Origin of the sequence: Streptomyces sp. NBC_01478 (genome assembly GCF_036227225.1) — a bacterium.
Taxonomy (GTDB): Bacteria; Actinomycetota; Actinomycetes; order Streptomycetales; family Streptomycetaceae; genus Streptomyces.
Genome location: NZ_CP109444.1, coordinates 6,483,354 through 6,505,403 on the forward strand (window position 1 = coordinate 6,483,354; position 22,050 = coordinate 6,505,403).

The window sequence follows — 22,050 nt, forward strand, 5'->3', positions numbered from 1 at the left end:
GCGACCGCGGGCGGCCCGTTCGCAGCGGCTAAAGTCGGCCGCATGACCAAGTGGGAATACTCGACTGTGCCGCTGCTCGTCCACGCCACGAAGCAGATCCTGGACACCTGGGGCGAGGACGGCTGGGAGCTCGTCCAGGTCGTGCCCGGGCCGAACAACCCCGAGCAACTGGTGGCCTACCTCAAGCGGGAGAAGGCATGAGCGCCGTCGAGGCCCGGCTGGCCGAACTCGGCCTGACCCTCCCGGCGGTCGTCCCGCCGCTCGCCGCGTACCAGCCCGCCGTACAGAGCGGTGTCTACGTGTACACCTCCGGCCAGTTGCCCATGGTGGACGGCAAGCTTCCGGTCACCGGCAAGGTGGGCGGCGAGGTCACCGCGGAGGAGGCCAAGGAACTGGCTCGCACCTGCGCGCTGAACGCCCTCGCGGCGGTCAAGTCCGTCACCGGTGACCTGGACCGCGTCGCGCGCGTGGTGAAGGTCGTCGGCTTCGTCGCCTCGGCCTCCGACTTCACCGGTCAGCCGGGTGTCGTCAACGGCGCGAGCGAACTCCTCGGCGAGGTCCTCGGCGACAAGGGCGTGCACGCGCGGAGCGCGGTCGGCGTGGCGGTACTGCCGCTGGACTCACCGGTCGAGGTCGAGATCCAGGTGGAGCTGACGCAGGCGTAGTCGCTGTCCCGGAGTGCGTGATCGGGCGTGATCGGTGTCCTGGAGTGCACGTTGTTGCCTCTCGAACATCCGCGCGCTACGGGATAGCCTCCGCCCATGGCGAACGGTCAGTGGTACCCGGAGGAGTGGCCCGAGCGCATCAGGGCGCTCGCGGAGGGCCGACTCACACCGGTGGACCCCCGGCGGGCGGCCACGGTGATGCTCCTCAGGGACACCGGCACCGGCCCCGCCGTCCACATGCTGCGCAGACGCGCCTCCATGGCTTTCGCCGGGGGCGCGTACGCGTACCCGGGCGGCGGTGTGGACCCGCGTGACGACGACCGTCACGTCCGCTGGGCGGGCCCCACGCGCGCGTGGTGGGCGGACCGGCTGGGCGTCGACGAGACGGCGGCCCAGGCGATCGTGTGCGCGGCGGTCCGTGAGACGTACGAGGAGGCGGGCGTCCTGCTCGCCGGCCCGACCCCCGACTCGGTCGTCGGCGACACCACGGGCGCCGACTGGGAGACGGACCGGGCCGCCCTGGTCGCCCGTGACCTGTCCTTCGCGGAGTTCCTCGACCGCCGTGGCCTGGTCCTGCGCTCCGACCTGCTGGGCGCGTGGGCTCGTTGGATCACCCCCGAATTCGAGACCCGTCGCTACGACACGTGGTTCTTCGTCGCCGTCCTCCCGGAGGGCCAGCGCACCCGCAACGCCTCCACGGAGGCCGACCGTACGGTGTGGATCACCCCGGGCGAGGCGGCGACCGGCTACGACAAGGGCGACCTGACGATGATGCCGCCCACCATCGCGACCCTGCGCGGGCTGATCCCGTACGGCAGCGCGGCCGAGGCGCTGTCGTCGGCCCCGGAGCGCGATCTGACCCCCGTCCTCGCCCGGGCCAGCCTGGAGGACGGCGAGATCGTCCTGGCGTGGCCGGGCCACGAGGAGTTCACGAAGCACATTCCTGTGGGTGGGGCGCCGACATGATCGGGGCCGGGGGAGACGCGTGCGGTGTGAGTGGTGCGGCGAGGGGACCTTCTCGTGCGGCTGGTCCCGGGGGAGACGCCTGCCGTGTGACCGCACCGGTGGACAACACCCTGCGCATGACCGGTCCGGGGAAAGAGACCTCCCGCGCCACCACCCCCACGAAAAACGCCCTCCGCGCGGCCGACCCGTGTGACCAGCCCACCGAATCCCACCCCCACCCCGTCACCCCCGAAGAAGGCACCCCCGCATGACCGACGCAGCCGCCCTCCCCGGCCAGCCACGCGGCGGGGTCCTCACCGGCCCCGCCACCCCGCGTGCCGTCAACGTGCTCGCGCCCAACGCGTCCGCGATGACCCTGGACGGGACGAACACGTGGATCGTGTCGGAGCCGGACTCCGAGCTGGCCGTGGTGATCGACCCGGGGCCGTTGGACGAGGGACATCTGCGCAACGTCGTCGACACGGCGGAGAAGGCGGGGAAGCGGATCGCCCTGACCCTGCTGACGCACGGGCACCCCGACCACGCCGAAGGCGCCGTCCGTTTCGCCGAGCTGACGGACACGAAGGTCCGCGCGCTGGACCCGGCGCTGCGGCTCGGGGACGAGGGGCTCGCCGCCGGGAACGTGATCCGGGTCGGCGGCCTGGAGCTGGTCGTCGTGTCGACGCCCGGGCACACCGGAGACTCCCTGTGCTTCCATCTCCCGGCCGATCAGGCGGTCCTGACCGGGGACACCGTCCTGGGGCGCGGTACGACCGTCGTGGCGCATCCTGACGGCCGCCTGGGCGACTATCTGGACTCGCTACGGCGGCTGCGGTCCCTCACGGTCGACGACGGCGTCCACACGGTGCTGCCGGGCCACGGGCCGGTGCTGGAGGACGCCCAGGGCGCCGTCGAGTTCTATCTCGCCCACCGCGCCCACCGGCTCGCCCAGATCGAGACGGCCGTCGAGAACGGTCACCGCAGCCCGGCCGAGGTCGTCGCCCACGTGTACGCGGACGTCGACCGCTCCCTGTGGCCGGCGGCGGAACTGTCGGTGCGGGCTCAACTGGACTACCTGAAGGAACACGGTCTGATCTAGTCACCGTGGGGGCGCGGGGTCTTCACGCCGTGCACGCGCGCGTACTCCTCGGCCAGCCACGGGCCCAGATCGTCGACGTACGACCGCAGGATGCTCGCGTCGCCCGTCGGTTGGTATCCGGACACCGCGGCGTCGCGCAACTCCTCCGCCCGCTCGGGGTAGTACGCGCCGAACGCCTCGGCCATCTCCCCGAGATCGCTGGTCCAGCCGTTCCAGCGGGGCATCACCAGCGTGAAGCCGGTGCGGACCAGGCGCCGGGACATGAAGCGCACCAGGGGGCGCCGGGCCGCGTCCGTGTCCTCCGTGGACGCGATCCGCTCGCGCCAGCGGGGGAGCAGCAGCCCCAGGTCGCCGTTCCTCTCCCGGGCGAGCAGCGAGTCGGGGCGGTAGCGCGGCAGGTCCTCGGCGAGGTCCTCCCCGAGCAGCGGTGTGCACAGACAGGCCACGAACCACCCCAGGTCGTACGTCTCCGGCTCGCTCAGCAGCCGTGCCCGGCCGTACAGCAGCGTGCCGACGCCGTCGATCTCCGGGAACTCCTTGTCGAGCGCCTCGCCGAGGTCGTGGGCCGCGGAGCGGTCCTCCTCGGTCGGCTCCCGGCGGGTCACCACCAGCAGGTCCAGATCACTGCGGCCCACGCGCGCGGTGCCGCGCGGGATCGACCCGTAGAGGTACGCGCTGTTGAGGCGTCCCCCGTAGAGGTCGATCAGCCGGTCCCGCGCGGTGGCGACGACCGGTCGGAAGGCGTGCGGGACGCGCCCCAGGGAGCCCTCGCGCTCGATGTATCCCTGGGCGTCGAGCCCTCTGTGGGGGACGGTTTCGGCCATGGGATCACTGTGCCGGGAGACGGGCACCGTGGGAGTGCTTTTCCGGTCGTCGTCCTCCGGTGTCCCGACGTCGTACGGGGTCATCGCCAGCGGAACATCCTCAGCCCGCGGCTGTAGTCGCCGGCCTCGCAGCCCACGGCGACCAGGTCGCCGGACACGGCCACCAGTGATTCGAACGCGGTGCCGCGCAGCTTGCGCCGGGCCACCACCCGGCCGTCGGCGGGGTCGAGCACGCTGAGCCGGCCGCCGTACTCGTGGACGACGAGCAGCCTGCCCCGGTGGGCGAGGTGGGTGTCCTGGTAGGTCTCCTCGCCGTGCCACTCCCACAGGAACACACCGGTGGAGAGGGAGTACGCCCCGAGCCGGTTGCCCCGGTCGAGCTCGGTCCTGTCCCGGGGGACCAGGCCCACCACCAGGACGTCACCGGTGACGGCGATCCGCTCGCCGAACCTCTCGTAGCCGTCCGGCGGCGCGAGCGTCACGCCGTCCGTGCCGTCGTCGTCCAGCACGAGGAGCCGGTGCTCGGCGCGTGCGCCGCGGGCGCGGGTCCGCAGGGTCGCCACGAAGGGGTGCGCGCTGATCACGGACACGCTCTCCAGGGCCGGGTCCGTGAGGTCGTGCTTCCAGCGGATCTCGCCGGTGCGGAGGTCGAGGGCGCGCATCACCGGCCGCGTCTCCCAGTCCTTCCAGGACTCGCCGGCCGTCGCGAGGAGACCCCCGCCGAGGGCGACCTTGGCCGGTATGTGCCCCAGGAGGGCCGCGTCCTGCTTCCGGCGCCGTACGACCTCGCCGGTGTCGACGGCCAGCCAGGTGAGGCCGACGCGTCTCACGTCCCGGCGCCCGTCGTCGCAGTGCAGCACCACGACCGTGCCGTCATCGAGGTCCGGGGAGACCAGGGCGACGGCCTGCCGGCCCGGCGGCCGCCAGGTCCACAGCGGTTCGCCCGTGGTGGCCCGGAACGCCTGTAAGCGGTCGGCGTGGGCGATGACGACGGCGTCGGCCGTCAGCCACAGGCCCAGCGGCTTCAGGCCGCCGTCGGCGTGGTCGTCGGGGCTTCTCCACAGGGAGCGCGCCGATTTTCGCCACCAGGAGTGCTTCCAGGCCGACTCCGGTGCTCTGTCCTCGTCCATCCCCACCCCTTGGGTCCCCACCCGGCCACACGCGAAGGGCCCCGCCGTACGAGCAGGGCCCTTCGTAGTCGTACGAAAACTGTCCTCAGCGAGCAGCGAGCGGTCGTCGGCCGGCGGTCCTCAGCGGGAGCGCTTGGCCAGCCGCTCCACGTCCAGCAGGATCACCGCGCGGGCCTCCAGGCGCAGCCAGCCGCGGCCCGCGAAGTCGGCGAGCGCCTTGTTGACCGTCTCGCGGGACGCGCCGACCAGTTGGGCCAGCTCCTCCTGCGTGAGGTCGTGCACCACGTGGATGCCCTCCTCGGACTGCACGCCGAAGCGGCGGGAGAGGTCCAGCAGGGCGCGGGCCACGCGGCCGGGGACGTCCGAGAAGACCAGGTCGGACATCGCGTCGTTGGTCTTGCGCAGCCGGCGGGCGACCGCGCGCAGCAGCGCGGAGGCCACCTCGGGGCGGGCGCTCAGCCAGGGCTGGAGGTCGCCGTGGCCCAGACCCAGCAGCTTGACCTCGGTCAGCGCGCTGGCGGTCGCCGTACGCGGGCCCGGGTCGAACAGCGACAGCTCGCCGATCAGCTCGCCGGGGCCGAGGACGGCCAGCATGTTCTCGCGGCCGTCCGGGGAGGTGCGGTGAAGCTTCACCTTGCCCTCGGTGACCACATAGAGCCGGTCGCCGGGGTCGCCCTCGTGAAAGAGGGAGTCCCCGCGCGCGAGGGTCACCTCACTCATGGAGGCGCGCAGCTCCGCGGCCTGATCGTCATCGAGCGCCGCGAAGAGCGGGGCGCGCCGCAGAACGTCGTCCACGAGTTCTCTCCTTGTCGACCTGCTCAGGGGATGGTGCTCCCCCTTGTTACCAGGGGACCGTGCTCCCCATTTTGCTGGACCGTCCAAACAGTGTGATCTGTCACAAGGATGCCGCACAGGTGTCCCGAGGTAAGCGGCAGGGGTCCAATTGGGGGCTGATCTTCGGGGTCCGGGGCGGATGTCAGTGCCGGGCTCTAGGCTGGCCGGGTGTCCAAATCGCCGGTGAGAGCACAGGCCAAGGGGGCTGGGCGGATGGTTGTACCTCGTGATTCCGCTGTGGGCGAACAGGGCCCTGACGGCGGCAGGAGTGGCGGAAAGAAAGTGGCAAAGGGGGCAAAAGTGGTGGCGGGTGTGAAGAGTGAATCGCACACGGCCCTCGTCCGCCGCGCCCGCCGCATCAACCGCGAGCTGGCCGAGATCTATCCGTACGCCCACCCGGAGCTCGACTTCGAGAACCCCTTCCAGCTCGTGGTCGCGACGGTCCTGTCCGCCCAGACCACCGACCTGAGGGTCAATCAGACGACGCCGGCCCTGTTCGCCAAGTACCCGACCCCCGAGGACCTGGCCGCCGCCGACCCGGAGACGGTCGAGGAGATCCTCCGCCCGACCGGGTTCTTCCGGGCCAAGACGAAGTCGGTAATAGGCCTCTCCAAGGCCCTGGTCGAGGACTTCGGGGGCGAGGTCCCGGGCCGGCTCGAAGATCTCGTCAAGCTGCCCGGTGTGGGCCGCAAGACCGCCTTCGTGGTGCTCGGCAACGCCTTCGGGCGGCCCGGCATCACCGTGGACACGCATTTCCAGCGGCTCGTACGGCGCTGGAAGTGGACCGAGGCGACGGAGCCCGACAAGATCGAGGCCGCCGTGGGAGCGCTCTTTCCGAAGAGCGACTGGACGATGCTCTCGCACCACGTGATCTTCCACGGCCGCCGGATCTGCCATGCCCGCAAGCCCGCCTGCGGCGCCTGCCCCATCGCCCCGCTCTGCCCGGCGTACGGCGAGGGCGAGACCGACCCGGAGAAGGCGAGGAAGCTGCTCAAGTACGAGAAGGGCGGCTATCCCGGCCAGCGCCTGAATCCTCCGCAGTCCTACCTGGACGCGGGCGGGAAACCGGCGCCGCCGCTCGGGTCGGCGTGACGGCGGCAGCGGGGACATCGGGGGCCGGATGACGGAACGATCTCGGAGGTATCGGGCGTTGATCAGTGTGAACGGGGGTGGGGGATGACACGCGCGAGCAATACCCAGGGTGTGGGGCTCAGCAAGGAGGGGCTGCCCGACTGGCTGGATCCGGTGGTGCACGCCGTGGAGACGGTCGAGCCGCTGCAGTTGAGCCGGTTTCTGCCCCCGGCGGACGGGGCGGGACGGCAGTCGGCGGTGCTGATCCTCTTCGGGGAGGGCGATCAGGGGCCCGAGCTGCTGCTCATGGAGCGGTCGACCTCGCTGCGGTCGCATGCCGGGCAGCCGTCCTTCCCCGGTGGCGCCCTCGACCCCGAGGACGGCGACCCGACGGGCGACGGGCCCTTGCGGGCCGCTCTCCGCGAAGCCGAGGAGGAGACCGGGCTCGACCCGGCCGGAGTGCAGCTCTTCGGGGTGCTGCCCAAGCTGTACATCCCGGTGAGCGGCTTCGTGGTGACACCGGTGCTGGGCTGGTGGCGGGAGCCGACACCGGTGGGAGTGGTCGACCCGAACGAGACGGCGAGGGTGTTCACGGTCCCCGTGGCGGATCTCACGGATCCGGCCAACAGAGTCACGGTCACGCACCCCAGCGGCTTCCTGGGTCCGGCATTTCTGGTCGAATCGGCACTTGTCTGGGGTTTCACGGCCGGAGTCATCGACCGCCTTTTGCACTACGCGGGCTGGGAGCGCCCCTGGGACCGCGAGAAGCAGGTCCCCCTCGACTGGCGGTCATGACAAGGTGTCCGTCGTGCTGTGTCTTCCCGGGGGACGCCGTATCCGATTGCCGCTGCGCGGCGGGCCGGCCCCCCGACCGACCTGGAGTGATCGCGAAGTGCTGAGGCGAGGCCTGAACCGGTGAACGTGCTGGACATCCTGCTGCTGGTCGCCGCCGTGTGGTTCGCGATCGTGGGCTATCGCCAGGGGTTCGTCGTCGGCATCCTGTCGGTGATCGGGTTCCTGGGCGGCGGCATGGTCGCCGTCTACACGCTGCCCGTGCTCTGGGACGCGCTGACCGACAAGTCGGAGGTCAGCACCACCGCGGCCGTCGTCGCGGTGATCGTCGTCATCGTCTGCGCCTCCGTCGGCCAGGCCCTGACCACCCACCTCGGCAACAAACTGCGTCGGTACATCACCTGGTCCCCGGCCCGCGCACTGGACGCGACCGGCGGCGCCCTCGTCAACGTCCTCGCGATGCTCCTGGTCGCCTGGCTGATCGGCTCCGCCCTGGCCGGTACCACCCTTCCGACGCTCGGCAAGGAGGTCCGCAGCTCCAAGGTGCTGCTGGGGGTCTCCCGGGCGCTGCCCTCGCAGGCCGACACCTGGTTCGCGGACTTCTCCTCGGTCCTCGCGCAGAACGGTTTCCCGCAGGTCTTCAGCCCCTTCGCGAACGAGCCGATCAACGACGTCCAGCCGCCCGACCCGGCCCTCGCCTCCAGCGCCGTCGCCACCCGCGCCCAGCAGTCCATCGTCAAGGTCATGGGCACCGCCCAGAGCTGCGGCAAGGTCCTGGAGGGCAGCGGCTTCGTCTTCGGCGACCGCCGGGTGATGACCAACGCGCACGTCGTCGGCGGCGTCGACGAACCCACCGTCCAGATAGGCGGCCAGGGCCGCAAGTACGACGCCAAGGTCGTCCTCTACGACTGGCACCGCGACATCGCCGTACTCGACGTACCCGACCTGAAGGCGCGCTCCCTCCAGTTCGCGACCAAGGACGCCACGAGCGGCAACAGCGCGATCGTCGCCGGCTTCCCGGAGAACGGGTCGTACGACGTCCGGGCCGCACGCGTGCGGGGACGCATCACGGCCAACGGCCCGGACATCTACCACCGCGGCACGGTCCGCCGCGATGTGTACTCGCTCTACGCGACCGTCCGCCAGGGCAACTCCGGCGGCCCGCTGCTCACGCCCGAGGGCAAGGTGTACGGCGTGGTCTTCGCGAAGTCCCTCGACGACCCCGACACCGGGTACGCGCTCACCGCCGACGAGATCCAGGAGGACATCGTCAAGGGGCGCAGTGCGAACGAGCAGGTGGACAGCGACAGTTGCGCGCTGTGAGCCCGGCTTGGCACGGCCGGTCGCTTCAAAAAAAGGGGGGTGCGTCAGCCTCGAGGATGACGCAGCCGTACCGAGACCCAGCGGGCCCGGCGGCGCAGAATGCGCGGGATCCCCACCCTGAGGTCTGTGCCCTGGAGTTGCGGGGCGCCCCGTTGGTGGGAGCTCAGACCGTGGTCCGAGCGGCGATTGCGTGCTGCGTCACTGTAGTCGTGCGTCCAGCCCATACCCCTCCGTCTGCCCCTGCCCCAAGGTCGATAACCACCCCTTGGGGCCCCAATTGGCGTATGCGCGAGGCAAGTGGCCGTTCGTAGTACAGGTGTTCAGATCCGGATACCGGGCGCGGCGGGACGGTCACTGATCGGTCACCGATCGGGTTCGGGATCCTTCAGCCAGTTGACCAGTTCGGTGGAGAACACAGCCGGGTCCTCCTCGTGCGGGAAGTGCCCGAGACCGTCGAACAGCCGCCAGCGGTACGGCGCTTCGACGTACTCCCCGGAACCCGCCGCGCTGCGGGTGCGCAGCACCGGGTCGAGCGAGCCGTGCAGATGCAGCGTCGGCACCCGCACCGGGCGCTTCATGCGCCGGTTGAACTGGATGCCGTCCGGGCGTGCCATCGACCGCACCATCCAGCGGTACGGCTCGATCGAGCAGTGGGCGGTCGACGGGATCAGCATGGCCCGCCGGTACGCCTCGATCGCCTCGTCGTCGGGCAGGCTCGCGCCGGACCAGTCCCGGATCAGCTTGCCCACCAACTCGGCGTCCTCGGCGAGGAGTTGCCGCTCGGGGAGCCAGGGGCGCTGGAACCCCCAGATGTAGGAACTCGCGGTCGACTGCCTGACGTCGGAGAGCATCGCGGAGCGCCAGCGCCGGGGGTGCGGCATCGAGGAGACGGCGAGCCGGCGCACCAGCTTGGGGCGCATCGCGGCGGCCGTCCACGCCAGATAGCCGCCCAGGTCATGGCCGACCAGCGCGGCGTCCGGCTCGCCGAGCGAGCGGATCACGCCGGTGATGTCGAGGGCGAGGTTGGCCGGGTCGTAGCCGCGCGGGGTGCGGTCGCTGCCGCCGACGCCCCGCAGGTCCATGGCGACGGCCCGGAACCCGGCGTCGGCCAGCGCGCCCAACTGGTGCCGCCAGGTCCACCAGAACTGGGGGAAGCCGTGCAGCAGCAGCACCAGCGGCCCGTCGCCCACCTCCGCGATGTGGAAGCGCGCGCCGTTGGCCGCGACATCCCGGTGGGTCACCTCGCGCCCGCCGGGAATGTCGAGTCGTACGACCGAAGCAGGTTGTGCCCAAGGATGAGCGGGGTCCGTCATGAGGACGAGCGTGCCACAGCCTCGATGGCTTCGGGGACACGGTCCTCGATCGCCGGGCGCGGATGCGGCTTGGCGTTGCCCAGGACGCCCGCGGTCTCCTTCACCGAAGCGGCCACCTTCTGCGGGCCCTTGCTCTTCGCGGCCTTCTTGAAGAAGAGCACGCCGATCAGTGCGAGGACGACCGCGACGAGCACGTTCGCCGCGAAGGAGAGCAGGAAGCAGAGCGCCAGGTTCCAGCCGCTCCAGGTACGGATGCCGTACGCCAGCGCGAAGTTGAGCATCGGCAGGGAGAACAGCAGGACCACCGCGGCGACCGTGAACGCGCCGCCGCCCGCCGCGCCGCGCTTGACGTCCTGCTTGAGCTGCGCCTTGGCCAGTGCGATCTCGTCGTGCACCAGCGCGGACATCTCGGTCGTCGCCGAGGCGAACAACTGGCCGATGCTGCGTTCGGCGCCGACCGGGCTGCCGTCGGGTGCGCTCATCGCGTACTCCCTCTTCCCCATGTGTTTTGTGCCGTCTGGTCAGATCATGCCGGACCGTCGTTGTCCTCGCCTGCCCCGCCCGCCACTTCGGCAAGCCCTCGCCGCTGCTCGGCGGCCTTCACCTCGGCGAGCCTGCGGTGCTCGGCGGCCTTGCGGTCGTGGAGTTCGGCCATGCGCAGGTGGTACGCCGGGTCGTCCTGCTCGTAGATGTCGGGGATGCCGTCGAGATCCTCGTCGCGCTCCTCGTCCTCGTACATCCTGCGGTACCGGGCGTTGCGCAGCTTGAGCAACACGGTCGCGCAGAGGGCCGCGACGACGGAGCCGACGAGGACGGCCGCCTTGACCTCGTCGGTGAGCACCTGGTCGCCGTCGAACGCGAGTTCCCCGATGAGCAGCGACACGGTGAAGCCGATGCCGGCCAGCGAGGCGACCGCGAACACGTCCGGCCAGGCGAGGTCGTCGCTGAGCGAGGCCCGGGTGAAACGGGCCGTCAGCCAGGTCCCGCCGAAGATCCCGACCGCCTTGCCGACGACCAGCCCGAGGACCACGCCAAGGGTTTCGGGCTTCGTGAATACGTCTCCCAGGGCGCCGCCGGAGATGGCGACCCCGGCGCTGAACAGTGCGAACAGCGGCACCGCGAGGCCCGCCGACAGGGGCCGCACGAGATGTTCGATGTGCTCGCCGGGGGAGTGGTCCTCGTCCTCGCGGGTGGTGCAGCGCAGCATCAGGCCCATCGCGACACCGGCGATCGTGGCGTGGACGCCGCTGTTGTACATCAGCGCCCAGATCACGAGCGCGAGCGGGACGTAGACGTACCAGCCGCGCACGCCCCGGCGCAGCAGCAGCCAGAAGACGGCGAGGCCCACGGCCGCCCCGGCGAGCGCTACGAAGTCGATGCGGGCGGTGAAGAAGATCGCGATGATCAGGATCGCGAAGAGGTCGTCGACGACGGCGAGGGTGAGCAGGAAGGCGCGCAGGGCGCTCGGCAGCGAAGTGCCGATGACCGCGAGGACGGCGAGCGCGAAGGCGATGTCGGTGGCGGTCGGCACCGCCCAGCCCTGGAGGGAGCCGCCACCGGTGAGGCTCGTCAGCGTGTACACGAGTGCCGGTACGGCCATTCCGCACAGGGCCGCGACGACGGGCAGGGCGGCGGCCTTGGGGTCGCGCAGGTCGCCGGCGACCAGTTCGCGCTTGAGTTCGATGCCGGCGACGAAGAAGAAGACGGCGAGGAGGCCGTCGGCGGCCCAGTGGGCGATCGAGAGGTGCAGGCCGAGGGCGGCGGGGCCGAGGTGGAAGTGGCTGACGCTCTCGTAGCTGTCGTGCAGGGCGGGGACGTTGACCCAGATCAGCGCGGTGACCGCGGCGATCAGGAGGAGGACACCGCCGACGGTCTCGGTGCGCAGCGCGTCCGCGACGAAGTTCCGCTCGGGCAGGGACAGGCGTCCGAACACCTTGCGGGGGGTGGTGGGGCGGGGCGCGGTCACGGGGAGACCTCCAGGGTGGCGGGCAGCACAGAGCACTTGCCGACCAGACTTCCCGGCGCACCTTGTCGCGTCTTTGACGCTTTGCTTAGTTTACCTAAGGTGCGGCGGGACGGGTCCTGCGGATCTCACGTTATGCGCGAAAGGGGCGCCCGGCACGTTCTCCGCTGGGCGCCCCTCGTCGTCGTATGCGCAGGTCAGTCCTCGCTCGGCGCCGCCGGAAGCTTCGCCTGGATGAGGTTCATGACGGAGGAGTCGGTCAGGGTCGTGACGTCTCCGAGCGCGCGGTTCTCCGCCACGTCCCGCAGCAGGCGGCGCATGATCTTGCCGGAGCGGGTCTTCGGCAGCTCGGCCACCGGGAGGACCCGCTTGGGCTTGGCGATCGGGCCGAGGACGGCGCCGACGTGGTTGCGCAGGTCGCTCACGAGGTTCTCGTCGTCCGCGTTCGCCGTGCCGCGCAGGATGACGAACGCGACGATCGCCTGCCCGGTCGTCTCGTCGGCCGCGCCGACCACGGCCGCCTCGGCCACGGACGGGTGCGAGACGAGCGCCGACTCGACCTCGGTGGTGGAGATGTTGTGCCCGGACACGAGCATCACGTCGTCCACGCGCCCGAGCAGCCAGATGTCGCCGTCGTCGTCCTTCTTCGCACCGTCACCGGCGAAGTACTTGCCGGGGAAACGCGACCAGTACGTGTCGAGGAACCGCTGGTCGTCGCCCCAGATGGTGCGCAGCATCGACGGCCACGGCTCGGTCAGGACCAGGTAACCGCCACCGCCGTTCGGCACCTCGTTCGCCTCGTCGTCGACGACCGTCGCGGAGATGCCGGGCAGCGGCGTCTGCGCCGAACCGGGCTTGGTCTCGGTCACGCCCGGCAGCGGCGAGATCATCATCGCGCCGGTCTCGGTCTGCCACCAGGTGTCCACGATCGGCGTCCTGTCGGCGCCGATGTGCTTGCGGTACCAGATCCACGCCTCGGGGTTGATCGGCTCGCCGACGGACCCCAGGATGCGCAGGCTGCTGAGGTCGAACTTCGCGGGGATGTCGTCGCCCCACTTCATGAACGTACGGATCGCGGTCGGCGCCGTGTACAGGATCGTCACCCCGTACTTCTGCACGATCTCCCAGAAGCGGCCCTGGTGCGGGGTGTCGGGCGTGCCCTCGTACATGACCTGGGTCGCGCCGTTCGCCAGCGGGCCGTAGACAATGTACGAGTGGCCGGTGACCCAGCCGACGTCGGCCGTGCACCAGTAGACGTCGGTCTCCGGCTTGAGGTCGAAGACGGCGTGGTGGGTGTACGCGGCCTGGGTGAGGTAGCCGCCGGAGGTGTGCAGGATGCCCTTGGGCTTACCCGTCGTACCGGACGTGTAGAGGATGAACAGCGGCTGCTCCGCCTCGAACGCCTCGGGCGTGTGCTCCGCCGACTGCCGGTCGACGATCTCGTGCCACCACACGTCCCGCTCGTCGTTCCAGGCGACCTCCTGGCCCGTACGGCGGACCACGAGGACGTGCTCGACGCCGCTGTCCGGGCGGTCGACCGCGTCGTCCACGGCCGGCTTGAGCGCGGACGGCTTGCCGCGCCGCCAGCCGCCGTCCGTGGTGATGACGACCTTGGCGTCCGCGTCCTGGATCCGGGTCGCGAGCGCGTCCGCCGAGAAGCCGCCGAAGACGACGGAGTGCGCGGCGCCGATCCGGGCGCACGCGAGCATCGCGACCGCGGTCTCCGGGATCATCGGCATGTAGACGGCGACCCGGTCGCCCTTCTGAACTCCCAGCTCCAGCAGGGCGTTCGCGGCCTTGGAGACCTCGTCCTTCAGCTCCGCGTAGGTGATCGCGCGGCTGTCGCCGGGCTCGCCCTCGAAGTGGATGGCGACCCGGTCGCCGTTGCCCGCCTCGACGTGCCGGTCCACGCAGTTGTACGCCACGTTGAGCGTGCCGTCCTTGAACCACTTGGCGAACGGCGGGTTCGACCAGTCCAGCGTCTCGCTCGGCTCCTTGGCCCAGCTCAGGCGGCGGGCCTGCGCGGCCCAGAAGCCGAGCCGGTCAGCCTTGGCCTGCTCATACGCCTCCGCGGTGACGTTGGCGTGCGCCGCCAGGTCCGCGGGGGGTGCGAACCTGCGCTCTTCCTTGAGCAGGTTGGCCAGGCTTTCGTTGCTCACGGCATCTGCCTTTCCCAGGGTGTCCGTTGTGTCCCGGGCCAGCTCATCAGACCCGGGGGTCCGATGACAAGGGTCGTCGAAATATTGGTTTAGACCTGTCACCGGACCCGCGGACAACCTGCGTGGCGGGGGTCTTTCGTACCCACGGACGCCGGGTGAAGGAGGTTCAGGCCGACATGTCCACCGCCCCCACATCGGTGAACAACTCGTCCTCGCCTTCCCCGCTCTCCCCGCTCAGCAAGTACGCCTGCGCCTCACCGACGTGGAAGTACATCCCCTGCAGCTCCAACGCCCCCTCCCGCAAGGCCTGCGCCACCGACTCATGCCCCCGCAGATGCTCCAACTGCTGCACCACATTGGTCAGACAGAGCTGTTCCACGGCGTCGGCGGGCGCCCTGGTGGCCAACCTCGCCCAGGGCCGGCCGTCGTCGGCCATCCGCTCCAGGCTCGGCAGCCCGTGCCGCAGCCACCGCTTCAGCGGCGTCCGGGCGCTCCCCGGCTCGGAGTCGAGGCAATCGGGCGCGGAGTTGAGCAGCGCCTGCATGGCTCCGCACCCGGAGTGCCCGCACACCGTGATCGATCTCACGCGCAGTACATCCACCGCGTACTCGATCGCCGCGGCCACCGAGTCGTCCCCGCTCTCCTCGCCGGGCGGCGGCACGAGGTTGCCCACGTTCCGTACGACGAACAGGTCGCCGGGACCACTGGAGGTGATCATCGACGTCACCAGCCGAGAGTCCGCGCAGGTCAGGAAGAGCTGCGAGGGCTGCTGCCCTTCCCTGGCCAGCCGGGCCAGCTCGCTCCGCACGAGGGGCGCGGTGTTGCGCTGGAACGCGCTGATGCCACGGGCCAGTTGGTGACCACCGGGGCCGGGGTGGGTGTTCGTGCCGGTGCCGCTCGGGGTGGCGGTGCCGGGTGCGGTGCCCGGTGCTGGACGGTCGGTTGATTCGGGGGTGGGGTCGCTCGGGGGCGCGGACCGTGGGTGCTCGCAATGGTGGTTGCGCCAGGGCGTCCAGGGGTGGCAGCGGCAGGCGGTGGATGCGGTGGACGCGGTCGGGGTGCCGGTCCGAGCCTCGCTCGTCGCGCCGGTCGCGGTGTCGGCCGGTGTCGCCTCGCCCCCGGTGCGGCCCGGCTCTGCGACGCGAACTCCCGTACGCCGTCCGGTCAGTTCGGCGGAGCCTCCGCGCGCGGTGTGTGCGTTCTGCCAGTCCTGCAGTGACTCGTACGCCGCGTGGTCCATGAACGAACCGTCCAACTCCACGACGACGTGGGCGCCTTGGGGTACGAGATGCAGGGTGCGGCTGAGCCGCGGCACCGCGAGGAACGTCAACTGCCCTCGGACGTGTACGTGATGGACTCCTTCCTGTTCGTCGTGGGTAATGCGGGTGTGGGCCAGGCGGCTGAGGGCGACGGCGACGGCCACGGTGACTCCGAGGAGCACGCCCTCCAGGACGCCGAGGAAGACCACGCCGAGGGTGGTGACGGCGTAGACCAGCACTTCTCGGTGGCGGGTCACCGTGCGGATGTGGTGCAGGGACACCATCTGGATGCCGACGGCCATCACGAGTGCGGCGAGCGAAGCGAGGGGAATCAGCTCCAGCACCGGGACCATCAGCAGCGCGGCGATCACTACGAGAACGCCGTGCAGCATCGTGGAGTTCCGGCTCACGGCACCGGCTTGCACATTCGCCGAACTCCGTACGGCGACGCCCGCGACCGGCAGTCCGCCGAGCGCGCCGGAGACGATGTTGGCGGCGCCCTGGCCCAGCAGTTCACGGTTCAGGTCGGAGCGGCCGACGCGGGCGGAGAGCCCGGGCTGCCCGGCGACCAGCTTGTCCACGGCGACCGCGCCGAGCAGCGACTGCACGCTGCACACCAGCGTGGTGGTCAGCACGGCGGCGGCGATGCCGAGCACCGGACCCTCGGGAAGTCCGGCCAGCGCGTGGCTGCTCCAGGACGGCAGGTCGACCTTGGCCAGGCTCAGCCCGGCGAAGGAGGCGGTGAGCGTGGCCCCGGTGACGGCGACGAGCGCGGCCGGGATCTTGCGCATCAGACGCCCGAGCCGGCCGGGGACGCGCGGCCACAGCAGCAGAAGGGCCAGCGTCAGCACGCTCATCGCCACGTCGGCCGGGTGCAGGTCCGCCAACTGGGCGGGCAGCGCGCGGAGGTTGGCGAGGACCGAGCTCTGCGGGGTGCCGCCCAGCACGATGTGCAGTTGGGCGACGGCGATGGTGACACCGATGCCGGCCAGCATGCCGTGCACGATCGCGGGGCTGACGGCGAGCGCGGCGCGGGCCACACGCAGGCAGCCCAGGGCGAGTTGGGCCAGGCCCGCGAGGACGGTGACCGCGCAGGTCGTCCGCCATCCGTAGCGGTGGATCAGGTCGGCGGTGACCACGGTGAGTCCGGCGGCCGGCCCGCTGACCTGGAGGGGGCAGCCGCCGAGCAGGCCGGCGACCAGTCCGCCCGCCGCGGCGGCGACCAGGCCGGCCTGGAGGGGCGCGCCGGTGGCGAGGGCGATACCGAGGGACAGGGGCAGGGCGATCAGGAAGACCGCGACGGAGGCCGACACATCGGCGCCCGCGATGCGGAAGCGGCGGTGCGCGGGCGGCGGTGGGCTGTGGGGCTGGTGGACGCGCTTCGTCCGATTCGTGTCCGAGTCGGTGGCGCGGGTGCGTACGCAGGCTGACATGTCTTCCCGTCTCCTCCGGGGCAGCGCGGTCGCGGAACTGGTGGTCCCCGTCGATGGCGGGGGTCGGTCGCGGCCGTGGGTCACGGCGTGCAGCGGCGGGATATCTCAACGCTCGGTAAATGGATCGTAATGCAGAGTAAAGGTCGAGCATAGACTTTGCGGGCAAATGGGCTAATAAGTCACCGAGCTGAGTGAAGTGCCAATTTCATCGGCTTGTCGTACTAATCCCACCTTCGGCCCCGTGCGACCTTGGCGGCGCTGCCGGGAATCCCGGCACATCGCCAGAAAACGCCCTGACCGGCGTCGGTCCGAACGAAGGAAGAAGGTGGGCGGACATGGCCGCCACCCAGAGGTTCACCGCGGGCGCCGTGATCGCCGCGGCCTGTGCCGCGTCGCTCGCCGGTTGTGCGATCGGTGACAACGGTTCCCCGAGCGGAGCGCACGGTCTGCACAAGGCGGCGCCCGCCCCGGCGCCCAAGAGCGGAGTCCGTCTGATCGGGGACGGCTCCACGTCGTACACCGGGGCGCAGCCGCATCTGCCCAGACCCGAGCGGCTCAAGCCCGGCCAGAAGCCCCCGCAGTTCGTGGTGTTCTCCTTCGACGGCGCCGGCGAGGACAGTCAGAAGCTGTTCTCCCACTTCCGCAAGGTCTCCCAGGCCAACCACGCGAACATGACGTACTTCCTCAGCGGCGTGTACATGCTGCCGGAGGACAAGCGCGACCTCTACAAGCCCCCGGAGCACTCGCCGGGCAGCTCGGACATCGGCTTCAACGACGAGCAGGGCATCTCCGACACCGTGAAGCAGTTGCGCCTGGCGTGGCTGGAGGGCAACGAGATCGGCACTCACTTCAACGGTCACTTCTGCGGCAAGAACGGCGGGGTCGGCGAGTGGTCGGTCGCCGAGTGGAAGAGTGAGATCGCCCAGGCGAAGCAGTTCGTGAAGACTTGGAAGACCAACTCCGGTATGAAGAAGGCGTCTTCGCTGCCCTTCGACTACGACAAGGAACTGGTCGGCGCCCGCACGCCCTGCCTGGAGGGCCAGGCCAACTTCATGAAGGCGGCGAGCCAGCTGGGCTTCCGCTACGACACCAGCGGGGTCAACGACCAGATCTGGCCCAAGAAGAAGGAGGGGCTGTGGGACCTGTCCATGCAGCTCGTCCCCTTCCCCGGCCACACCTACGAGCAACTGACCATGGACTACAACTTCATGGTCAACCAGTCCGGCACGCAGACCCAGGGCGACCCCGCCAAGTTCGACCAGTGGGGCGACGAGATGCGTGACGGCCTGCTCAAGGGCTTCGACCGGGCCTACGACGGCAACCGCGCGCCCCTGGTCATCGGCAACCACTTCGAGTCCTGGAACGGCGGCACCTACATGCGTGCCCTCGACGAGGTCATCGAGAAGGTCTGCAACAAGCCCGAGACACGCTGCGTGTCCTTCCGGCAACTGTCCGACTGGCTGGACGCCCAGGACCCGGGGACCCTGGCGAAGCTGCGCACCCTGAACGTCGGCGAGGCACCCAAGCCGGGCTGGACGTCCTTCCTGACCGGCCGCCCCGCCCCGGCCCCGAAGGGCGTGCCCGGGGCGCCGGCGGTCAAGCAGTAGGCGGTCGGGAAGGAGCGCGCCTCACACGGTGGCGCTGACGTTCTCGTCGAGTACGAAACCGGGGTCGACCTGCGCCGCCAGGTCGGCTCCGGTGCGTTCGTTGCCCCAACTCTGCGCGTTCTTCAGGTGGAAGTGCACCGTCTGACGCGTGTAGCGCTCCCAGTCACGCAGTGCGTACGTCGCGTCGGCGGCGATCTCCAGCAGGCGCAGGGCGCGGCGGTTGGCGTCCTCCAGGAGCTCGAACCGGGGCGGCCGGCCCTTCTCCATGGCGCGCACCCAGTCCGAGTGCCCCACCGTCACGAGCAGGTCGTCCCCGACTTCGGCGCGGAGGAAGTCGAGGTCGTCCTGGCCCTGCACCTTGTTGCCGACGACCTTCAGGACGACCCCGAAGTCGCGGGCGTACTCCTTGTACTGGCGATAGACGGAGACCCCCTTCCGAGTCGGCTCGGCCACCAGGAACGTGATGTCGAAGCGGGTGAACATGCCGGAGGCGAAGGAGTCCGAGCCCGCCGTCATGTCCACCACGACGAACTCGTCGCGCCCGTCCACCAGGTGGTTCAGGCACAGCTCCACCGCTCCCGTCTTGGAGTGGTAGCAGGAGACCCCCAGGTCGGCGTCCGTGAAGGGGCCCGTGACCATCAAACGGACGGCGCCGCCGTCGAGTTCCACCGGTCGCGCGCAGGCGTCGTAGACAGGATTGTTCTCACGCACCCGCAGCAGCCGGGAGCCCTCGCCGGGCGGGGTGGTCTTGATCATCGTGTCGGCGGAGGCGATGCGCGGGTTGGTGCCGCGCAGGTAGTTCTTGATCAGGGGGAGGTGTTCGCCGAGTGCGGGCAGTGCGGCGGCCTCCGCCTCGGCCAGGCCGAGGGCGGGGCCCAGGTGCTGGTTGATGTCGGCGTCGACGGCGACGACCGGCTGGGCGGTGGCCGCGAGGTGGCGGATGAACAGGGAGGACAGGGTGGTCTTCCCGCTGCCGCCCTTCCCGACGAAAGCAATTTTCATGTTCACGAAGCGTAGTCGGGTCATAGCTCTAAGTGGCAGGTGTGCGTGAAGAAGACCACTCAATCGTGGAGCGCACCCCCGGGATGGCTACTGTCGTACTCATGAGTACGACAGGTGCGACCGCCGATCCGCTCGCGGCCCTGGGCACGCTGCCCACCGTGGCCGAGTCCGTCGAGTCCATGCGCAAGGCCGTGGACCGCGTCTACGGGCACCGGGTCATGCGGCGCCGGAGCAACGAGATCACCGCCGAGGCGGCACTGCGCGGCGCGCGTGGCTCGGCCGCGCTGTCCGGGGCCGACTGGGCACTCGAAGAGGTGCGCCGGCGTACCGACTTCAGCGGCGACCCGGAGGCCCGCACGATGGGCGCGGCCCTGAGGCTGTCGGCCGAGGCGGGCCAACTGTTGTCCATCTGGCGGCAGTCGCCCCTCAGGGTGCTCGCCCGGCTGCATCTGGTGGCCGCCGCGAGCAACGGCGACGAGGTCGGACGGCCGAGGCAGCAGGGGGAGCCGGTCGACGAGCCGCTCGTCGAACTCCCGCTGCCCGGCGCGGCCGAGGTGTCCGCCCGCCTGGACGGACTCTCGGACCTGATCATCGCGGGCGGTTCGGCGCCGGCGCTGGTGACGGCCGCCGTCGTGCACGGCGAGCTGCTCGCCCTGCGGCCCTTCGCCTCCCGCAACGGCCTGGTCGCGCGCACGGCCGAGCGGATCGTCCTCATCGGCAGCGGCCTCGACCCGAAGTCCGTCTGCCCGGCGGAGGTCGGCCACGCCGAACTGGGGCGCGCGGCCTATCTGGCGGCGCTGGACGGGTACGTCTCCGGCACCCCGGAGGGCATGGCCGCCTGGATCGCGCACTGCGGCAGGGCGGTCGAGCTGGGGGCGCGCGAGTCGACGGCGGTGTGCGAGGCGCTCCAGCGCGGAGCCGCCTGACAGCGAAATGGCCCTCTACTGGAGGGCCGTTAAAGGGATGCGGCGGTACGAGGATTCGTACCGCCGCTGGCATGTTCAACCGGGTTACCAAGCGTCCTCGAAATATTGCCCATCAGGTCGGGAACATTGCCCGTCGCCTGGTGCGGCTGGCCCGTAATCGACGGGTCGACGTCGCGTGGGTGCTCGGTGTTCATGCGCGGTCCGTGGGGCCAAATGCGTTATTAAGGTGATCCTTTCGGATGTCCTTGGTCTCGCGGGCCGTTGAATCCTTTGTACTCCAGCCCTGGAGGAAGCGGAACCCCTGGCCGCGCTTCTTTACTTTTACGTTCAAAGGGCTATCAACCGGTCTAAACGGTCGCCGCCTTGCGTCGGCTCGCGTACCAGACGAGCCCCGCCGTGGCCGCCGCGGCACCCACGGCCGCAGCCACGACCAGCGCCGGGCGGGGCGGTACGGAGAGCGCGGGCAGCCGCTGCTTGAGCCGGACGGGGCGGTTGAAGTCGAGAATCGGCCACCCGCGCGCGAGGGCCTCGCGACGCAGTGCGCGGTCCGGGTTCACGGCGTAGGGGTGGCCCACGGACTCGAGCATCGGTACATCGGTCGCGGAGTCGCTGTAGGCGTAGCAGCGGTCGAGGTCGTACCCCTCGGACTGGGCCAGCTCCTTGATCGCCTCGGCCTTCGTCGGGCCGTAGGCGTAGTACTCCACCTCTCCGGTGAAGCAGCCGTCGTCGCCGACGACCATGCGGGTCGCCACCACCCGGTCCGCGCCCAGGAGTTCACCGATCGGCTCGACCACCTCGGCACCGGACGTGGACACGATCACCACGTCACGGCCGGCCGTGTGGTGCTCCTCGATGAGGGAGGCGGCCTCGTCGTAGATGATCGGGTCGATCAGGTCGTGCAGCGTCTCGGCGACGATCTCCTTGACCTGCTGGACGTTCCAGCCGCGGCAGAGTGCGGACAGGTACTTGCGCATCCGCTCCATCTGGTCGTGGTCGGCGCCGCCGGTGAGGAAGACGAACTGCGCATAGGCGGTCCGCAGGGCGGCCCTGCGGTTGATCAGTCCGCCTTGGTAGAAGGACTTGCCGAAGGTGAGCGTGCTCGACTTCGCAATGACCGTCTTGTCCAGGTCAAAGAAGGCTGCTGTGCGGGGCAAGGAGTGGCTTTCCACAACCCAGAGCATAGGTGCAGCCCATTCGGCGTAAGGTGAGGCGCGTGGGTTTGCCTGAGAGGCCTCTCGGGTACACCATGGAAGTCACGGATCGTTCGCGACCGTGCTAACGCGGCCCGACTCCTCCCCCCCCGAGTCGGCCGTGAAGGCGACCCCCACTCTCCCCCCCGGTGGGGGTCGTCGCATGTCCGGACGCATTTTCCCTCCCTGCACGTGGTCGTGAGGCCATCCCGAGGCGGCTGGTGCCGCCTCTTTTTCATGCCCAGGGCTCGTCACCGTGTGTAGCTGGCGGACTGCGCTGTGGAACTCGCGCAGAGGCCGGTACAGGGGTCACCGGTATGGGTGAAGGCGATATTCACAGGCCCTGAGTTGTCCACAGATTTCGACCAAGATCCACACGCTTTCCGCGATGCCCGCACTGTGATTCCAACGCGTCCTCGCTCGCGGCGAGTTCATGGCCGGTTCCGTTTGTCGGACGCGTTTGGCCGGTTTCTGTCGGCCGTGCATATGGAGGCCGGACACCGGTTTTCCGCACG

At 70.2% G+C, this 22,050-nt stretch carries 22 protein-coding genes; 10 read left to right on the forward strand and 12 right to left on the reverse strand.

Annotated elements, in window-relative coordinates; translation table 11 throughout:
* The first annotated feature begins 42 nt into the window (after positions 1 to 42).
* The 5 genes from OG223_RS29385 (at position 43) to OG223_RS29405 (ending at position 2,709) form a co-directional block, all read left to right on the forward strand.
* Complete coding sequence (locus OG223_RS29385) at positions 43 to 201, forward strand: DUF4177 domain-containing protein (RefSeq protein ID WP_019063748.1); 159 nt, start codon at positions 43 to 45, stop codon at positions 199 to 201.
* Positions 198 to 665, forward strand: a complete 468-nt coding sequence (locus tag OG223_RS29390; protein WP_329254959.1) for a RidA family protein — start codon at positions 198 to 200, stop codon at positions 663 to 665. The genes OG223_RS29385 and OG223_RS29390 overlap by 4 nt, the downstream gene beginning before the upstream one ends.
* Positions 666 to 761: 96 nt before the next feature.
* Complete coding sequence (locus OG223_RS29395; protein WP_329254962.1) at positions 762 to 1,631, forward strand: NUDIX hydrolase; 870 nt, start codon at positions 762 to 764, stop codon at positions 1,629 to 1,631.
* Between the two features lie 86 nt (positions 1,632 to 1,717).
* Positions 1,718 to 1,882: a hypothetical protein gene (locus OG223_RS29400; protein ID WP_329254964.1), complete on the forward strand. Its 165-nt coding sequence runs from the start codon at positions 1,718 to 1,720 to the stop codon at positions 1,880 to 1,882.
* Positions 1,879 to 2,709: an MBL fold metallo-hydrolase gene (locus tag OG223_RS29405; protein ID WP_329254966.1), complete on the forward strand. Its 831-nt coding sequence runs from the start codon at positions 1,879 to 1,881 to the stop codon at positions 2,707 to 2,709. Before OG223_RS29400 ends, OG223_RS29405 begins: the two co-directional genes overlap by 4 nt.
* Here OG223_RS29405 and OG223_RS29410 read toward each other — a convergent pair.
* The 3 genes from OG223_RS29410 to OG223_RS29420 all read right to left on the reverse strand — a co-directional run bounded on the left by OG223_RS29410 (position 2,706) and on the right by OG223_RS29420 (position 5,458).
* Positions 2,706 to 3,533, reverse strand: a complete 828-nt coding sequence (locus OG223_RS29410) for a nucleotidyltransferase domain-containing protein (RefSeq protein ID WP_329254969.1) — start codon at positions 3,531 to 3,533, stop codon at positions 2,706 to 2,708. The two genes, OG223_RS29405 and OG223_RS29410, sit on opposite strands and share 4 nt — an antisense overlap.
* An 80-nt stretch (positions 3,534 to 3,613) precedes the next feature.
* Positions 3,614 to 4,663 (reverse strand): outer membrane protein assembly factor BamB family protein, encoded by a 1,050-nt coding sequence (locus OG223_RS29415; protein WP_329254971.1) that lies wholly within the window; start codon positions 4,661 to 4,663, stop codon positions 3,614 to 3,616.
* A gap of 120 nt (positions 4,664 to 4,783) precedes the next feature.
* Positions 4,784 to 5,458: a Crp/Fnr family transcriptional regulator gene (locus OG223_RS29420; RefSeq protein ID WP_019063754.1), complete on the reverse strand. Its 675-nt coding sequence runs from the start codon at positions 5,456 to 5,458 to the stop codon at positions 4,784 to 4,786.
* 252 nt (positions 5,459 to 5,710) lie between these two features.
* On the opposite strand from OG223_RS29420, the gene nth reads away from it, so the two are divergent.
* The 3 genes from nth to OG223_RS29435 all read left to right on the forward strand — a co-directional run bounded on the left by nth (position 5,711) and on the right by OG223_RS29435 (position 8,683).
* The gene (gene nth, locus OG223_RS29425) at positions 5,711 to 6,589 is read left to right on the forward strand and encodes an endonuclease III (RefSeq protein WP_443073755.1); all 879 of its coding nucleotides are present in this window, start codon (positions 5,711 to 5,713) and stop codon (positions 6,587 to 6,589) included.
* 84 nt (positions 6,590 to 6,673) lie between these two features.
* On the forward strand, positions 6,674 to 7,363 hold the full coding sequence (locus OG223_RS29430; protein ID WP_329254976.1) for an NUDIX hydrolase: 690 nt from the start codon (positions 6,674 to 6,676) through the stop codon (positions 7,361 to 7,363).
* A 120-nt stretch (positions 7,364 to 7,483) separates the two neighbouring features.
* Entirely contained in the window at positions 7,484 to 8,683 is a 1,200-nt protein-coding gene (locus OG223_RS29435) for a MarP family serine protease (protein WP_329254978.1), read from the forward strand.
* 44 nt (positions 8,684 to 8,727) lie between these two features.
* Here the strand turns inward: OG223_RS29435 and OG223_RS29440 are convergent, their stop codons facing one another.
* The 6 genes from OG223_RS29440 to OG223_RS29465 all read right to left on the reverse strand — a co-directional run bounded on the left by OG223_RS29440 (position 8,728) and on the right by OG223_RS29465 (position 16,810).
* On the reverse strand, positions 8,728 to 8,907 hold the full coding sequence (locus OG223_RS29440; RefSeq protein ID WP_078623198.1) for a hypothetical protein: 180 nt from the start codon (positions 8,905 to 8,907) through the stop codon (positions 8,728 to 8,730).
* A gap of 138 nt (positions 8,908 to 9,045) precedes the next feature.
* On the reverse strand, positions 9,046 to 9,996 hold the full coding sequence (locus OG223_RS29445; RefSeq protein WP_329254981.1) for an alpha/beta fold hydrolase: 951 nt from the start codon (positions 9,994 to 9,996) through the stop codon (positions 9,046 to 9,048).
* Entirely contained in the window at positions 9,993 to 10,478 is a 486-nt protein-coding gene (locus OG223_RS29450; protein ID WP_329254984.1) for a phage holin family protein, read from the reverse strand. Before OG223_RS29450 ends, OG223_RS29445 begins: the two co-directional genes overlap by 4 nt.
* A gap of 44 nt (positions 10,479 to 10,522) precedes the next feature.
* Positions 10,523 to 11,962 carry a Na+/H+ antiporter NhaA gene (gene nhaA, locus OG223_RS29455; protein WP_329254987.1) on the reverse strand — a complete coding sequence of 480 codons (1,440 nt, stop codon included), beginning with the start codon at positions 11,960 to 11,962 and terminating at the stop codon, positions 10,523 to 10,525.
* A 194-nt stretch (positions 11,963 to 12,156) separates the two neighbouring features.
* A complete protein-coding gene (gene acs, locus OG223_RS29460; RefSeq protein ID WP_329265539.1) occupies positions 12,157 to 14,160 on the reverse strand; it encodes an acetate--CoA ligase in 2,004 nt (667 codons plus the stop codon).
* Positions 14,161 to 14,284: 124 nt separating this feature from the next.
* Positions 14,285 to 16,810 (reverse strand): bifunctional SulP family inorganic anion transporter/carbonic anhydrase, encoded by a 2,526-nt coding sequence (locus OG223_RS29465; RefSeq protein WP_329254990.1) that lies wholly within the window; start codon positions 16,808 to 16,810, stop codon positions 14,285 to 14,287.
* A gap of 335 nt (positions 16,811 to 17,145) precedes the next feature.
* Between OG223_RS29465 and OG223_RS29470 the strand changes: the two genes are divergently transcribed.
* Positions 17,146 to 18,417 carry a hypothetical protein gene (locus OG223_RS29470; protein ID WP_329254992.1) on the forward strand — a complete coding sequence of 424 codons (1,272 nt, stop codon included), beginning with the start codon at positions 17,146 to 17,148 and terminating at the stop codon, positions 18,415 to 18,417.
* Between the two features lie 21 nt (positions 18,418 to 18,438).
* Here the strand turns inward: OG223_RS29470 and OG223_RS29475 are convergent, their stop codons facing one another.
* Positions 18,439 to 19,419 carry an ATP-binding protein gene (locus OG223_RS29475; RefSeq protein WP_329254994.1) on the reverse strand — a complete coding sequence of 327 codons (981 nt, stop codon included), beginning with the start codon at positions 19,417 to 19,419 and terminating at the stop codon, positions 18,439 to 18,441.
* Between the two features lie 101 nt (positions 19,420 to 19,520).
* Between OG223_RS29475 and OG223_RS29480 the strand changes: the two genes are divergently transcribed.
* Positions 19,521 to 20,345, forward strand: coding sequence for an oxidoreductase (locus OG223_RS29480; protein ID WP_329254997.1), 825 nt, complete (start codon positions 19,521 to 19,523; stop codon positions 20,343 to 20,345).
* A 29-nt stretch (positions 20,346 to 20,374) separates the two neighbouring features.
* Here the strand turns inward: OG223_RS29480 and OG223_RS29485 are convergent, their stop codons facing one another.
* Entirely contained in the window at positions 20,375 to 20,539 is a 165-nt protein-coding gene (locus OG223_RS29485) for a hypothetical protein (protein WP_329255000.1), read from the reverse strand.
* Positions 20,540 to 20,692: 153 nt separating this feature from the next.
* Positions 20,693 to 21,526 (reverse strand): HAD family hydrolase, encoded by an 834-nt coding sequence (locus tag OG223_RS29490; protein WP_329255001.1) that lies wholly within the window; start codon positions 21,524 to 21,526, stop codon positions 20,693 to 20,695.
* Between the last annotated feature and the right edge of the window lie 524 nt (positions 21,527 to 22,050).